Below are 13984 nucleotides of genomic sequence, written 5' to 3' on the forward strand. Positions count from 1 at the left end.
TGCGCGGGTTTTTTTACGTGCGGTCGCTTTCTCCCGACTCAGGTTGCGACGGCTTTGCGCGTGTCGCGCGAACCGCCGCCGCGACGCCGGTTCGAGACCGGCGCATGCTGCGCCATCAGGCTGTCGACCCAGTCGACGAAGACACGCAGCTTCGCGCTGACGTGGCGGTTCGGCGGGAACGCGACGTACATCGGCATCGGTTCGAGTTGCCATGGCTCGAACAGCGGCACCAGTTCGCCTCGTTCGCGATACGCGGCGGCCATGTAGTCAGGCAGCCACAGGATGCCGAGCCCCGCCAGACCGGCTTCGAGATACGCATTGCCGTCGTCGACCGCGAGCACGTAGCGTCCGCGTACGGTGATCTGCTCGCCGTCACGCTCCATCGCAAACGGCAACGCCTTGCCGGTGCGTGCCCACAGAAAGCCGACGATGCGGTGATGCGTGTCTTCGAGTTCGCCCGGATGCAGCGGTGTGCCGGCGCGCGCGAGATAGGCCGGCGACGCGTACACGCCGAGCCGAAGGTCGCCGACGCGACGCGCGACCAGCGAGCGGTCGGTCGGCTCGCCACCGCGCACGACGCAGTCGACGTTCTCGCCGATCACGTCGACCACGCGGTCGCTCACACTCAGGTCGAGCTGGATGTCCGGATAACGCGCATGGAACACGGGCAGCGCGGGGATCAGTATCAGGCGCGCGAACGGGCTCGGCACGTCCACGCGCAGCCGCCCCCGTGGCGATGCCGACGCGGCGGACAGGCTCGTTTCGGCATCGTCCATGTCGGCCAGCAGGCGCACGACGCGGTCGTAATACGCGGCGCCGTCGGCCGTGACGACGACCTTGCGCGTCGTGCGGTTGAACAGCTTCACGCGCAGTCGCGCTTCGAGCTGCTGCACCAGTTGCGTGACGGTGGTGCGGCTCATGTGCAGCGTGTCGGCCGCTTTCGTGAAGCTGCCGGCTTCCACCACGCGGGCGAACGCCTTCATTGCGTCGAATCGATCCATCGGGTCAGGGCTCCGCGTTGCTCGGACATTGTTTGGAGGGCGCAAACAGTGTTGGACAAGGTTGCCGGTTTATCCCCCCGGCAACGGTCCTTAAAGTGCTTTCATCGTTGATACAGGGGCGGTTTCGCCCCGCAGACCGATGGAGGTGTTGAGTGACAAAGCGTAGCGTAGTTTTTCCGCCGGGTCGCCAGGCGCTGTACGACCGCAACCGCTATTCGCCGGCCGTGCGTTCGAACGGTTTCCTGTTCGTGTCCGGGCAGGTCGGCGGCCGCGACGACGGTTCGCCCGAGCCGGAACTGGCCGCGCAGGTCCGCCGCGCGTTCGACAACCTGAATGCGGTGCTGCGTGCGGCCGGTTGCACGTTCGACGATGTCGTCGACGTCACGGTGTTCCTCGTCGATCCGGAGGCGACGTTCGAGCGGATCTGGGAGATCGTCCCCGAATACTGGGGCGATGCGCCGCATCCGACGCTGACCGCCGTCGGCGTGACCTGGCTGTACGGCTTCCAGTTCGAGATCAAGGTGATCGCGCGGCTGCCGGAGACGGTCGACGGGTAAGCCGGGCGTGCGCGTCACGGCGCGAGGGGCGGCTCCTGTTCATAGGCGCGATGCAGCAGCGCGGCGAGCGATGACGAATCGGGCAGCGTCGCCGTGCCGAGCCTGCGCACGGCGATACCCGGCGTCCACGAATTCATCACGACGGCGCCGGCCATCGACGGCAGGTCGGCCGGTGTCACTTCGCGGTCGTGCTGTGCGATGCCGAGGTGGGCCAGTTGCCGGCGCAGGATGCCCATCGTGACGCCGCCGAGCATGTCGGCCGCCGGCCACACGACCGAATCGCCGGTCCAGAACACCAGATTCCAGATCGAGCCTTCGCTGATGCGCCCCTGACGATCGATGAACGCCGCATCGTCGAAACCCTGCGCGACCGCACGGCGCAGGAAGTGTGTCTTCGCGACTTCGCCGACGTGCTTGATGCCAGGCAGCACGCGCTCGTGTTCGAACAGCGCGAAATCGAGCGGGCCGACCGGCCCCGACGACGGCGGGGCGGTGCGTACCAGCACGTCGAGCACTTCGTCGTCGCGCGGCGCGACGAATTCGCCCGTCGTCGCATGGATCGTCGCGGTCAGCGACAGTGCCGACGGTGCGCGATCGAGCGCGGCGCGCAGGAACGTGAGTATCCGCTCGTCGGGCAGTGCATGACTGAACAACGCGTTGGACGCGTCGCGCAAGCGCGTGAGGTGCAGGTCGAGCCCGCGTACGCGGCCTTCGCGGATCTGCATCGCGGTGAAATGCGCGTGACCCGCGAATGCCAGCGCGGCGAGCGCATCGGGTGTAGCGGCTACGCCGTTGATCTGGACTACGGACGGGAACGGTGCAGCGGACATCGGCGAATCTCCAGGTTGGCCGCGGGCACGGGGTGGCGCGCGGCATCTTCAAGAAAGCCTATTGTTTGCCGATTGATGGCGTCATGAAAAACGAGTAGTTTTGGAACCGTCATCAAATTCTTTTTGAAGATCGATGGAACGCATGTGGCCCGGTACGCGCGCGCTGAGGACGTTCGATGCGGCGGCGCGGCACCTGAATTTTTCGCGGGCGGCCGACGAGGTCGGACTGACGCCGGCAGCCGTCAGTCACCAGATCAGGGAGATCGAGGCGCAACTCGGCATGGAACTGTTCGTCCGCACGAGCCGCAGCATCCGGCTGACGCAGGCCGGCGCGTTGCTGGCCGCGGCCGCTGCGGATGCGCTGGCGGGCCTCCGGCACGCGACCGCACGGGCGCGGCGCCTCGCGCGCGAACAGACGGAACTGCGCGTGTCGGTCGGCGCGCGCTTCGCGACGCACTGGCTGCTGCCGCGCCTGCCGCGATTCAAGGCCGCGCATCCGGCGCTCGAACTGACGTTCGACATCACCGATCGCTTGCGCGATTTCGACGGCGACGATGTGGATGTCGCGATCCGCTTCGGCACCGGGCGTTATCGCGACGCGTATACGCAGCGCCTGTTCGGCACGTCGGTCGTCGCGATCGGCAGCCCCGCGCTGTTGTCGGTCGGCCCGCCGTTACGCAAGCCGCGCGACCTGCTGCGCCACACGCTGTGCCACGCCGACTGTGAAGTCGACGGCGTGGTCTGGCCGCGCTGGTCGGCCTGGATGGCGGCGGCCGGCATCGACGGTTTCGACGACAGCCGGTGTGTCGCGTTTCCGGATTCGAGCCATGTCGTGCAGGCCGTGATGGACGGTACGACGGTCGGGCTGGCGGAGCCGCACATGATCGCGCGTGATCTGGCGGACGGGCGCCTCGTGCGGTTGTTCGACGTGAACGTCGAGGTGGCGCCGGGGCTCGCGTATCACGTCGTGTATCCGGCGCACACGCAGGACGATTCACGTATCGTTGCATTGCGTGACTGGCTCGCGGACGAAGTGGCGATCGCGCATGCGTAGCGGTGGCGGCACGCATGCTATCGTGCCCGCATCGCCACCGCACGACGTCCGGTTCCGGGCGCGCCCCTCCGATGAGCCAACCTGAAAACGACCTCATGGTCCTGCTGCGCACGATGCAACCCGAACTGCATCCGGGCGCGTTCGCCTTTGTGTCGCTGCCGGCCGATGCAGATGTATCGTTGTCCGAAGTCATTGCGACGTTCCGCGAAGCGGAAGGGCTGACGGTCGTCGTCGACGAAGAAACAGCGGCACGTCGCGGCTGGCCAGTGCTGTTCCGCTCGGCATGGATCACGCTGACCGTGCACTCCGACCTCGCGGCCGTCGGCCTCACGGCTGCATTCGCGCGGGCGCTCGGCGCGGCCGGCATCAGCTGCAACGTGATGGCCGCCGCGTATCACGATCACATCTTCGTGCCGTTCGACGACGGCCCGCGCGCGGTCGATGCGCTCGTCGCGCTGCAGCGCGACGCGATGCGCGGCTAGCGTACGACGCGCATTTCGCACCCGCAAAAAAACGGGCCCGTTTCCGGGCCCGCGAACGGAGAGGATCGCGCCGGCAATTGATAGCCGGCACACCGCGGCTTACTTGGCCGCGCCACCCTCGAACCAGGCGGCGAGCTTCACGCGCTCGTCGTCGGTCATGTGCGTGACGTTGCCGATCGGCATCGCCTTCAGGCGCACGGCTTGTTCGTAGATGCGCTGCGCGTTCTTCGACACTTCGTCCGGCGTGTCGAACATCACGCCGGCGGGTGCGCTGCCCATCAGCGTTGGCTTGGCCGAGTGGCACTCGACGCAGCGCTGCTGCAGGATCGGCATGATGTCGTTGATCACGATCTTCGGTGCGTTCGCCGCTTGCGCTTCCGGTGCGACCGGCTTCGGCATCGTCCACACCAGCGCGCCCGACAGCAGTGCGACGCCGCCGATCGGCAGGTACCACAGCTGCTTGCCGCGGTGACGCATCACGAAGAACTGACGGATCAGCGCGCCGGCCAGCATGATGAGCACGAGCACGACCCAGTTGAACTTGTTCGTGTACGTCATCGCATAGTGGTTCGACAGCATCGCGAACACGACCGGCAGCGTGAAGTACGTGTTGTGCACCGAGCGCTGCTTGCCGCGCTTGCCGTAGATCGGGTTCGGCTCCTCGCCCTTGAGCATCTTGTCGACCATTTTGCGCTGGCCGGGGATGATCACGAAGAACACGTTCGCCGACATGATCGTCGCGAGCATCGCGCCGACGATCAGGTACGCCGCACGGCCCGAGAAGATGTGGCACGCGAGGTACGCGGCGACGACGACGTAGAGGCCGACGCAGATGCCCAGCACGCGATCGTTGGTGCCGAGGATGCGGCACAGCGAGTCGTAGACGATCCAGCCGGCCGCGAGGAAGCCGAGCGCGGACGCGACGGCGACCACCGGGCCCATGTCGAGCACGCTCTTGTCGATCAGGTAGGTGTTCGGCGCGAGCAGGTACAGCACGAAGAACAGCGAGAAGCCCGACAGCCAGGTCGTGTACGACGGCCACTTCGACCAGTGCAGGTCATCCGGCATTTCCGGCGGGGCGACCGTGTACTTCTGCATGTTGTAGAAACCGCCGCCGTGGACGTGCCACAGTTCGCCGAACACGCCGCGCTTGCGCTGGTTCGCGTCGGTCGGCGGTTTCAGGCTGTTGTCGAGCGCGACGAAATAGAAGGACTCGCCGATCCACGCAATGGCGACGATGACGTGCAGCCATCGCAGCGCGAGGTTCAGCCAGTCGGTGATGAAGCCTTCCATGAAACTCCTCCAGACTCAGATCGTTGTCTTTGATGCGGGCGCCGATGCGTGTGTCAGCTGCCGCGATAGGTGCTGTACGACCACGGCGACACGAGCAGCGGCACGTGGTAGTGCGATGCGGTGTCGGCGATGCCGAAGCGCAGCACGACGCGGTCGACGAAGCGCGGTTCGGGCACCTTCACGCCGAGCGACGCGAAGTAGTCGCCGGCATGGAACACGAGTTCGTATTCGCCGGCGGCGAGCGCGGCACCTTCGAGCAGGGGTTCGTCGCAGCGGCCGTCGCTATTGGTCAGCACGGTCTTGATCGCGCGGCGCGATTCGCCGTCCAGCGCGTAGAGGTCCACCTTGATGGCGGCGCCGGGACGACCGTGCGCCGTATCGAGTACGTGGGTAGTGAGCTTTCCCATTCGCAATTGTCCTTGTGTGAATGCGAGGTTCGGCGGCGACTCGATCCATGACTGTGCGGCGGATCGAGGCTCCACGTCACGTGGCTACATACCCGTCGGCGAGATTGAAGCGAGCGCCGTGCAGGCATTGTAAAAAGGTTCCCCGCGCAAATACGGGCGCGATATCAAAGATAATGCGCCGCGCATGAACCGCTGTCGACGGCGGGAAAAAACCCGCCGCGCCGCGCCCGGCGGGCCGCTGCACGGCCCGCGCGCGTACCATATCGAAACCGTGAAGCGCAGTATTCGGCGTCGCGCATTGTGCGGCGCGCGCGCATCGGCGATCCTCCCGCCGTGCGCGTCGGCCCGAGGCCGGTGTGCACCCCGAAGACGGCGAGCACGCCGGGTAACCGGGCCAGGGCGTTCGAACGGACGCAGGCACCGGGGCGTGCCGCGAATCAGCGTTCGAACGGCTTTGCGACCGCCCGAAAGGGCTGACCGACGCGGAGAACGCATGAATCCCGAGCAGCACTCCGGCGCGCACGCACGCGCGCCGCACCCATCCTCATCCCGCCCAAAAACCCTGCTGGTCAAGCACGCCGACGTGCTCGTGACCATGGACGACACGCGCCGCGAACTGCGCGACGCGGGGCTCTATATCGAAGACAACCGGATCGTCGCGGTCGGCCCGAGCGCCGAGCTGCCCGATACTGCGGACGAAGTGCTCGACCTGCGCGGCCACCTCGTGATCCCGGGGCTCGTGAACACGCACCATCACATGTACCAGAGCCTCACGCGCGCGGTGCCGGCCGCGCAGAACGCCGAGCTGTTCGGCTGGCTCACGAACCTGTACCGGATCTGGGCGCACCTGACGCCCGAGATGATCGAGGTGTCGACGCTGACCGCGATGGCCGAGCTGCTGCAGTCGGGCTGCACGACGTCGAGCGACCATCTGTACATCTATCCGAACGGCAGCCGGCTCGACGACAGCATCGGCGCCGCGCAGCGGATCGGCATGCGCTTTCACGCGAGCCGCGGCGCGATGAGCGTCGGCCAGCGCGACGGCGGGCTGCCGCCCGATTCGGTCGTCGAGCGCGAGCCCGACATCCTGCGCGATGCGCAGCGCCTGATCGAGACCTATCACGACGAAGGCCGCTACGCGATGCTGCGGGTGGTCGTCGCGCCGTGCTCGCCGTTCTCGGTGAGCCGCGGCCTGATGCGCGACGCGGCCGTGCTGGCGCGCGACTACGGCGTGTCGCTCCACACGCACCTGGCCGAGAACGTCAACGACATTGCGTACAGCCGCGAGAAGTTCGGGATGACGCCTGCCGAATACGCGGAAGATCTCGGCTGGGTCGGCCACGACGTGTGGCACGCGCACTGCGTGCAGCTCGACGATGCGGGGATCGGCCTGTTCGCGCGCACCGGCACCGGCGTCGCGCACTGTCCGTGCTCGAACATGCGGCTCGCGTCGGGCATCGCGCCGGTGCGGAAGATGCGTCTGGCGGGCGTGCCGGTCGGCCTCGGCGTCGACGGCTCCGCGTCGAACGACGGCGCGCAGATGGTCGCGGAAGTGCGGCAGGCGCTGCTGCTGCAGCGGGTCGGTTTCGGGCCTGATGCGATGACCGCGCGCGAAGCGCTCGAGATCGCGACGCTGGGCGGCGCGAAGGTGCTGAACCGCGACGACATCGGCGCGCTGAAGCCCGGCATGGCGGCGGACTTCGCCGCGTTCGACCTGCGCCAGCCGCTGTTCGCGGGCGCGCTGCACGATCCGGTCGCGGCGCTCGTGTTCTGCGCGCCGTCGCAGACGGCGTACACGGTGGTGAACGGGAAGGTGGTGGTGCGGGAAGGGCGGCTCGCGACGCTCGACCTGCCGCCGGTCATCGAGCGCCACAACGCGCTGGCACAGGCACTCGTGGAGGCGTCGCGCTGACCGCGTCGACGTGAGGTGAAGGCCGCGCCCGCACGCCGCGGATCGGGCGCGCGGCCGTGGCTACGGCTGAGGCTGAGGCTGAGGCTGATGCCGCCAAGCGCCGCGCCGCGCGTCACCCCGGGCCAACCCGCAACGGCGTGGCCGGCGCGCGCGTCGCATGCGCTTACGCCTCGATCAGCGTGCGGGTCGCTTCGGCGACGAGGCTGCGCAGCCAGCGCACTTCGTCGGAGTAGTGGCAGCGTTCGTGCCACAGCTGGTAATACTGCATCGGCGGGAAGTCGAGCGGTGCCGGCACGACCGACAGCGGCAGGAACTTCGCATAATGATCGGCGAACAGGCGCGTCGTCGTGAAGATCAGGTCGGACTTCACCAGCACGTACGGCGCGAGGTTGAAGTACGGCAGCGTGACGACCACGTGACGCTTGAGCCGTTCGCGCGCGAGATGCACGTCGATCGCGCCGCGCTGGCCGACCGAGTACGGCGTCGGCGCGAGATGCGGTGCGTTCAGGTACTGGTCGAGCGTGAGCCCGCCGCGCTTCGCGAACGGGTGCGTGTTGCTCATCAGGCAGACGATTTCGTCGACGAACAGGTTCGACAGATGCAACTGCTCGGGCGGCTCGGGCCAGTTGCCGACGACGATGTCGAGCTTGCCGTCTTCCAGCGCGAGCTCGTAATCGAACGCGGGGCCGAGCGAATGGAACTCGAGCGTCGCATTCGGCGCCGCCTGGCGGAAGCGTTCGACGACGGTCGGCACGAACAGCACGTTCAGGTAGTCGGGGCAGCCGATCCGGTAGCAGCGGATCGACGTGGCCGGGTCGAAATTGTGCTGCTGGAACTTGATGCGCTCGATTTCACGCAGTGCGTTCTGCACCGGCTCGAGCAGGCGCAGCCCGTATTCGGTCGGGACCATGCCGGACTTGCCGCGCACCAGCAGCGGGTCGCCGGTGATGTCGCGCAGGCGCCGCAGCGCGGCGCTGATCGCCGGTTGCGACTGGTTCAGTTTGACGGCCGCGCGCGTGACGCTGCGCTCCATCAACAAGGTGTGCAAGACGCGCAAGAGGTACGTGTCGATCGCCTCGCGTTGCTGACTCATGATTTCTCCGGTTTATATGGCTGGGCTGATCGATGGGGGAGGTGGGTATATGGTTTTTAATATGAACGAAAGTCAGCGTCAAGAGATGGATACCCGCAGACACCCGTCGCCGGGCCTCGCCAAGCGGGCTGAAGCGGGCTGAAAAGGGCCGAAGCGGGAACGGGTGAAGGGGGCGGAATGCGGGCGTGCGCGGTACCGCGCGGATGCGCATTGCACGCATCCGGTGGTCAGGGCACCGCGCGTGACACGCGTGCGTCAGTCGTCGATGCGCATGCCGACTTTCAGCGTGACCTGCCAGTGGATGACCTGGTCGCCTTCGATGTGGCCGCGCGTTTCGGTCACCTGGAACCAGTGCAGGTTGTGCAGCGTCTTGCCGGCTTTCGAGATCGCGTTGCGGATGGCGTCGTCGCACGATTGCCGCGACGAACCGGTCAGTTCGATCAGCTTGTAGACGTGGTCGCTCATGATGCGCTCCCTGGGATGTCGGTGTGTGTGCGGCCGGCGCAAGCGGCGGGCCCGAAGCGGCGCCGCGCGTGTCCGGCTTCTTGAGTGATAGGTATGATGGGCGGCAAGTGCAACCTCAATTGGAGACGAGGAAGATCGTGGAAGTCGGATTTTGCGGACCGGGATTGATGGGCGCGCCGATGATTCGGCATTTGCTGGCGGCGGGCCACCGGGTCAGCGTATGGAACCGCACGCGCGGCAAGGCCGAGGCGCTTGAAAAGGACGGTGCGCAGGTGGTCGACACGCCGCGCGAACTGGCCGAGCGCGTCGACACGGTGTTCGTGTGCGTGCTCGACGGCCGTGCGGTCGGCGACGTCGCGTTCGGCGAGCACGGGCTGTTTGCCGGCGATGCGCATGCACGCCGCCTGAAGCGCATCGTCGATCACTCGAGCATTCCGCCTGCCGCGACGCGCGACTACGCGGCGCGTGCCGCCGCGCTCGGCGTCGGCTGGATCGATGCGCCGGTGTCGGGCGGCGTGCCCGGCGCGCAGGCCGGCACGCTTGCGGTGATGGCGGGCGGCGGCGCGGCCGACCTCGCTGCGGTGCGACCGCTGATCGACACCTACGCGTCGCGCGTCACGCACATGGGCGACGCTGGCGCGGGCCAGACCGCGAAGCTGTGCAACCAGGCGATCGTCACCGCGACGGTGACCGCGATCGCGGAAGCTGTCGGCCTGGCCCAGGCGAGCGGCATCGACGCCGCGCGTCTGGCCGACGCGCTGGCGGGCGGCTGGGCCGATTCGGTGCTGCTGCAGACCTTCGTGCCGCGCATGACGTCAGGCGGTCACGCGCCGATCGGCGCGCTCAGCACGTTCCAGAAGGATGTCGATGCGATCGCCGATGCCGCGCGCGATACGGGCGCGGTGATGCCCGTATCGGCCACGGTGCAGCAGGTGCTGCGCCTGGGCGCCGCGCAGGGGCTTGCCGGCGCCGATTTCGCCGCGTTCATCGACATCGTCCGGCCCGGCAACGGGCGCGGGACGGCGCAGCGAGCGCGCCGCGACGCTGAAGCGGGAAGCTGAATGACCGATGGGCCGCCCGGAGGCGGCCCATCGTGTCGGTGTCGGTTCAGCCGAGGGAGCGCGGTGTCGTGTCGCCGGCGTTCTGGCGTCCGAGCCCGCCGCGCAGGCTCGCTTTCGTGCCTGCACCAAATTCGGGCAGGATACGCGCGCGGGCGCGGCTCGCGAACACGAGGAAGCCGAAGCCGTTCGCCTCGTACCAGTACCCGCCGTTCTCGAGGCCGTCGAGCGGCTGTTCGAGTGCGTTGGCGATCGATTCGAGGCAGCGCTTGCGCAGTTCGGCGATGGCCGGATAGGGCGGCTGTGCGCCGCGCACGCTGCACAGAAGCACGTCGAGGCCGGGTAGCACGTGCGCATAGAGGACGGGTTCGTCCTGCGCACGGGCGCGGGCAATCTTGGTGTCGAGCTGCGCGAACGGTTTCGAATGGCGCAATACCGCGAGGAAGGACTCCTGGCCATCCTGTTGCGCACGTCGACGTTTTTTCGGGAAGGACATAAACACTCGCCTGAAAAACAATTGCAAGAAATGCGGCACTTTCATGCGACCCACTCCCGGCTATGTACGCCGCATGTCGATCCTTTATAGCACACGAAAATGCTGCACTCCGCACTCGTGCGGTACGACGATCAATGTCTCCCGTCGACCCGCATGCCACGATGATCGACACAGCCAGCGTCTTGGCGCCCGTACTGTCGTTTAGTCTCCATCATAGACCTGCTTTTCCCGCGCGTGCATTCGCGCGTCACAAAAAAGTGAGATAGGCGCTCGCACGACGGTGCACAATGCGTGCCCATGAAAAAGGCCCGCACATGGCGGGCCCGGCAGTCGCAGCGTGGCGCGGTGCTCAGCGTTGCTTGAGCGAATCGCGGATCTCGCGCAGCAGCACGATGTCTTCCGGCGTCGCGGCCGGCGCCGCTTCTTCCGGCTTGCGCAGCTTGTTGATGAATTTCACCATCAGGAAGATGATGAACGCGAGGATCACGAAGTTGATCGCCACGGTGATGAACGAGCCGTAGCCGAATGCGGCGACGCCCGCGGCCTGCAGGTCCTTGAACGAATCGGGATTACCCTTGAACGTCGGGGGGATGGTGCCGAGCAGAACGAACTTGTTCGAGAAATCCAGACCGCCCGTCAGCACGCCGATGACCGGCATGATGAGGTCTTTCACGACCGAGTCGACGATCTTCGAGAACGCGCCGCCGATGATCACGCCGACGGCGAGATCCATCACGTTGCCTTTGACGGCGAACTCCTTGAATTCCTTGATTATGCTCATGAGCGGCTTTCTCCTGGTTGGGCGAGAGGAGGCGTGCCGCGACGCGCAGGGCTGCGAAGCGTCTGATGGGTCGGATCGGGGGCACGCCGATGGCCGCATGATAGCGAACGTGCCCCATTGCCGGTAGCCCATCTTGAAATGATTAACAAATCACCGGGCCGGCGCGAGTGGAAATGAAAGAAAGCGCGGGGGCGGGCGCGGCGCGATGCGTCGACGCCCGCGTGGGCCATGCTCAGGTGTTGTCGTCGGTCCAGCCGTCGTCGTTGCTGCCGAGATCGACGCCGCCGCCGCCATTGCCGTCGCTCCAGTTCGAATCGTCGCCGCGGCCGAGGTCGAAGCCCGGATCGTTGTTCTCCTGGCGCCGGCGCGGGTCGTCGACGATCACGTCGCGTTCGACCACGCGTTCGCGGCCGCCGGACATCGCTTCGCCGAGCAGCACGCCGGTCAGCAGCCCGCCCATTCCGCTGCCGAAACCGCCGCCTTGCTGAACCACGACGGGCGGCTGCTGTTGCGGATACGGTTGCGGCGGATACGGCTGTTGCGGGTACGGTTGCTGCTGATACGGCTGCCCTTGCATGCCGGTCACGCGATCGGCTTCCTGCGCATACACGGAGCCGCTGCCGTTCGCGGGCGCAGCGGGCGGCGCGCTCGGATCGGGGCGGCCTTCGACGCGCGCCTTCACGCTCGCATGCCGCTGTTCGAGTTCGTCGATGCGATACGGCGGCACCGGGTTCTTGCCGTTCGACAGCGCTTCGACGAGCGCGCGTGCATCGGTCTCGATGCCTTCGAGTTCGCTGGTGAGCGCCGCGGCACCGGGCGCCGTCGACAGTTTCGCGTCGAGTTTCAGCGGACGGATGTCGTTCAGCACGTCGGTCGCGCGTTTCAACTGCGCGCGGCGTTCGTCGCCGGCACGGCTGTCGTCGGCCGAGCGTGCGCGCCGCAACGTCCAGCGCAGCACCAGCGCGATGACCGCGACGAGCAGCCCGAGGCCGATCCACATGCCGGTCGACGGACCGTGTTTCGCAACCGGCGCGGCAGGTGCGAGCGACGACTGCAACGAACCGGCCTGCGTGGCCGACGGTGCGTTGCCGCTCGCGCCGCTCACGCGCGCGGCGTCGGCGCGAATGCGCGATTCGGTCTGCGCGAAATGCGACGCGTCGGTGAAGCGCAGTTGCGGATCGAGCGACTTCGCCCGCTGCAGTTGCGCGAGCGCGTCGGACGCGCGGCCTTCGCGATCCAGCACCTGTGCGTACAGATAGCGCGCATGCGCATTGTTCGGATGGGCGTCGATGACTTGCGACAGCTGCGTGTCGGCGCGCTGCCAGTCACGTTGCGCGATCGACTGCTCGACTTGCTGCAGCGACGGAACCGCAAAGGCGGCGGACGACAGCAGCATCAGCGAGAAGCCGAGTGCGGCGAGAGATTTCTTCATGGTCGAACCGGGCGCGGGCGCCCGTCTCCTGACGATCGGTGCGCGCCGCGCGCCCGGCGGGCCGCGGCGCGGTTGCCTGCCGTTACTGCGCGGGCGTGTCGAGCTGCTTCTTCAGCGCGGCGAGGCGGTCCTCGACCGACGGGCCCTTGTTCAACGCGGCGAGCTTGTCGTCGAGCGCCTTGCCGCTCGACGTGTCGGCCGAATTCAGGCGGGCGTCCGAACGCGCATTCTGCAGCGCGACCTTGTCCTCGAGCTTCTGGAAGTCCTCGGACAGGTTCTTGCCGCCGATGCCGCCCAGCGCGCTTGCCGCGACATCCTTCGCCTGCGCGATTTCCTGCTTGGCCTGCAGGATGTTCGAGCGTGCGTTCAGGTCGTTGCGGCGCTGACGCATGTCGGCGATCTGCCCCTTCAGCTTCTCGACCGACGGCTCGAGCGTCGTCAGCTCGGCCGCGAGCGCATCGCGCTCGGCTTCGGCGTTCGACTGCGCGGCGAGCGCCTCGCGTGCGAGCGCTTCGTCGCCCGCCTGCAGCGCGCGCTTCGCGCCGTCCTCGTACTTCTTCACCTTGTCGTCGGCCGCATCGCGCTTGCTGCGCTGGGTCGCGACTTGTGCCTCGATCTCGATCAGCGAATTCTCGGCACGGCCGATGCTGTCGTCGAGCTCCCGCACGATCTGCCGTGCGTCGCGCGACGGATCCTGTACCGAGTCGGCCGCATCGTTCAGCAGGCCTTTGATCGTGCGCGAAACAGAGTCGAAAAGCGACATGAAATCCTCCGTGGTTGAAAGGTGCCGCACGTCGGCGGCAATGCCCGTCGCGAATCGGTTCCGACCCGCGTGAGCCGGCGGATATTACACCGCCGGCCCCTTAAATACGGCTTAAGCGCCGGAGTTCAAGCGCCGTGCGTGTGCAGGTTTCCACCTTTCGCATCTGAAAGAAACGCCGCGGTACGCACCGGGTCGCGAGTCCATGATAGGCGGAGCATGGCGCCAATACGTTCCGCAATTCATGCTTGTGCGGGAATTTTTACAAAAAATCGCGAAGCCGATCGGTCGATTTCATTAAAATGCGCTGTCACGTCGCGGGAACGGATCGCCGCGCGGCGGGGTCTGTCGACGTGACAGTTG

General features: G+C 66.9%; 15 protein-coding genes. 5 read left to right on the forward strand and 10 right to left on the reverse strand.

The features are described 5' to 3' along the window. Positions 1-38: 38 nt before the first annotated feature. Positions 39-1001, reverse strand: coding sequence for a LysR substrate-binding domain-containing protein (locus U4012_RS19460; RefSeq protein WP_321800830.1), 963 nt, complete (start codon positions 999-1001; stop codon positions 39-41). 152 nt (positions 1002-1153) lie between these two features. Between U4012_RS19460 and U4012_RS19465 the strand changes: the two genes are divergently transcribed. After that, positions 1154-1558, forward strand: coding sequence for a RidA family protein (locus U4012_RS19465; RefSeq protein WP_321800831.1), 405 nt, complete (start codon positions 1154-1156; stop codon positions 1556-1558). A gap of 14 nt (positions 1559-1572) precedes the next feature. Here the strand turns inward: U4012_RS19465 and U4012_RS19470 are convergent, their stop codons facing one another. Further along, positions 1573-2388 carry an aminotransferase class IV family protein gene (locus tag U4012_RS19470; RefSeq protein WP_321800833.1) on the reverse strand — a complete coding sequence of 272 codons (816 nt, stop codon included), beginning with the start codon at positions 2386-2388 and terminating at the stop codon, positions 1573-1575. Positions 2389-2521: 133 nt separating this feature from the next. Here U4012_RS19470 and U4012_RS19475 point away from each other — a divergent pair, with 133 nt between their 5' ends. Next, positions 2522-3442: a LysR substrate-binding domain-containing protein gene (locus tag U4012_RS19475; RefSeq protein ID WP_321800835.1), complete on the forward strand. Its 921-nt coding sequence runs from the start codon at positions 2522-2524 to the stop codon at positions 3440-3442. A gap of 71 nt (positions 3443-3513) precedes the next feature. Next, positions 3514-3924, forward strand: coding sequence for an ACT domain-containing protein (locus tag U4012_RS19480; RefSeq protein ID WP_321800837.1), 411 nt, complete (start codon positions 3514-3516; stop codon positions 3922-3924). A gap of 99 nt (positions 3925-4023) precedes the next feature. Here U4012_RS19480 and U4012_RS19485 read toward each other — a convergent pair whose 3' ends face one another. Further along, on the reverse strand, positions 4024-5217 hold the full coding sequence (locus U4012_RS19485) for a urate hydroxylase PuuD (protein ID WP_044843734.1): 1194 nt from the start codon (positions 5215-5217) through the stop codon (positions 4024-4026). A gap of 53 nt (positions 5218-5270) precedes the next feature. Then, the gene (uraH, locus tag U4012_RS19490; RefSeq protein WP_011657188.1) at positions 5271-5624 is read right to left on the reverse strand and encodes a hydroxyisourate hydrolase; all 354 of its coding nucleotides are present in this window, start codon (positions 5622-5624) and stop codon (positions 5271-5273) included. Positions 5625-6117: 493 nt separating this feature from the next. Here uraH and U4012_RS19495 point away from each other — a divergent pair, with 493 nt between their 5' ends. Then, positions 6118-7536, forward strand: a complete 1419-nt coding sequence (locus U4012_RS19495; protein ID WP_044843733.1) for an 8-oxoguanine deaminase — start codon at positions 6118-6120, stop codon at positions 7534-7536. 163 nt (positions 7537-7699) lie between these two features. Here U4012_RS19495 and U4012_RS19500 read toward each other — a convergent pair whose 3' ends face one another. Further along, positions 7700-8629: a LysR substrate-binding domain-containing protein gene (locus U4012_RS19500; RefSeq protein ID WP_006762467.1), complete on the reverse strand. Its 930-nt coding sequence runs from the start codon at positions 8627-8629 to the stop codon at positions 7700-7702. 255 nt (positions 8630-8884) lie between these two features. Then, entirely contained in the window at positions 8885-9094 is a 210-nt protein-coding gene (locus U4012_RS19505; protein WP_006755984.1) for a dodecin, read from the reverse strand. Positions 9095-9231: 137 nt separating this feature from the next. Between U4012_RS19505 and U4012_RS19510 the strand changes: the two genes are divergently transcribed. Next, positions 9232-10155, forward strand: coding sequence for an NAD(P)-dependent oxidoreductase (locus U4012_RS19510; protein WP_321801038.1), 924 nt, complete (start codon positions 9232-9234; stop codon positions 10153-10155). A gap of 46 nt (positions 10156-10201) precedes the next feature. On the opposite strand, the gene U4012_RS19515 is transcribed toward U4012_RS19510, so the two are convergent. The 4 genes from U4012_RS19515 to U4012_RS19530 all read right to left on the reverse strand — a co-directional run bounded on the left by U4012_RS19515 (position 10202) and on the right by U4012_RS19530 (position 13624). Then, positions 10202-10648, reverse strand: coding sequence for a hypothetical protein (locus U4012_RS19515; RefSeq protein ID WP_185500383.1), 447 nt, complete (start codon positions 10646-10648; stop codon positions 10202-10204). Between the two features lie 349 nt (positions 10649-10997). Further along, positions 10998-11429 carry a large conductance mechanosensitive channel protein MscL gene (mscL, locus tag U4012_RS19520; protein ID WP_006760677.1) on the reverse strand — a complete coding sequence of 144 codons (432 nt, stop codon included), beginning with the start codon at positions 11427-11429 and terminating at the stop codon, positions 10998-11000. Between the two features lie 232 nt (positions 11430-11661). Then, positions 11662-12861, reverse strand: coding sequence for a tetratricopeptide repeat protein (locus U4012_RS19525; protein WP_321800840.1), 1200 nt, complete (start codon positions 12859-12861; stop codon positions 11662-11664). 82 nt (positions 12862-12943) lie between these two features. Next, positions 12944-13624 carry a PspA/IM30 family protein gene (locus tag U4012_RS19530; protein ID WP_321800842.1) on the reverse strand — a complete coding sequence of 227 codons (681 nt, stop codon included), beginning with the start codon at positions 13622-13624 and terminating at the stop codon, positions 12944-12946. Positions 13625-13984: the final 360 nt, after the last annotated feature.

Origin of the sequence: Burkholderia sp. BCC1988 (assembly GCF_905339895.1) — a bacterium.
Taxonomy (GTDB): domain Bacteria; phylum Pseudomonadota; class Gammaproteobacteria; order Burkholderiales; family Burkholderiaceae; genus Burkholderia.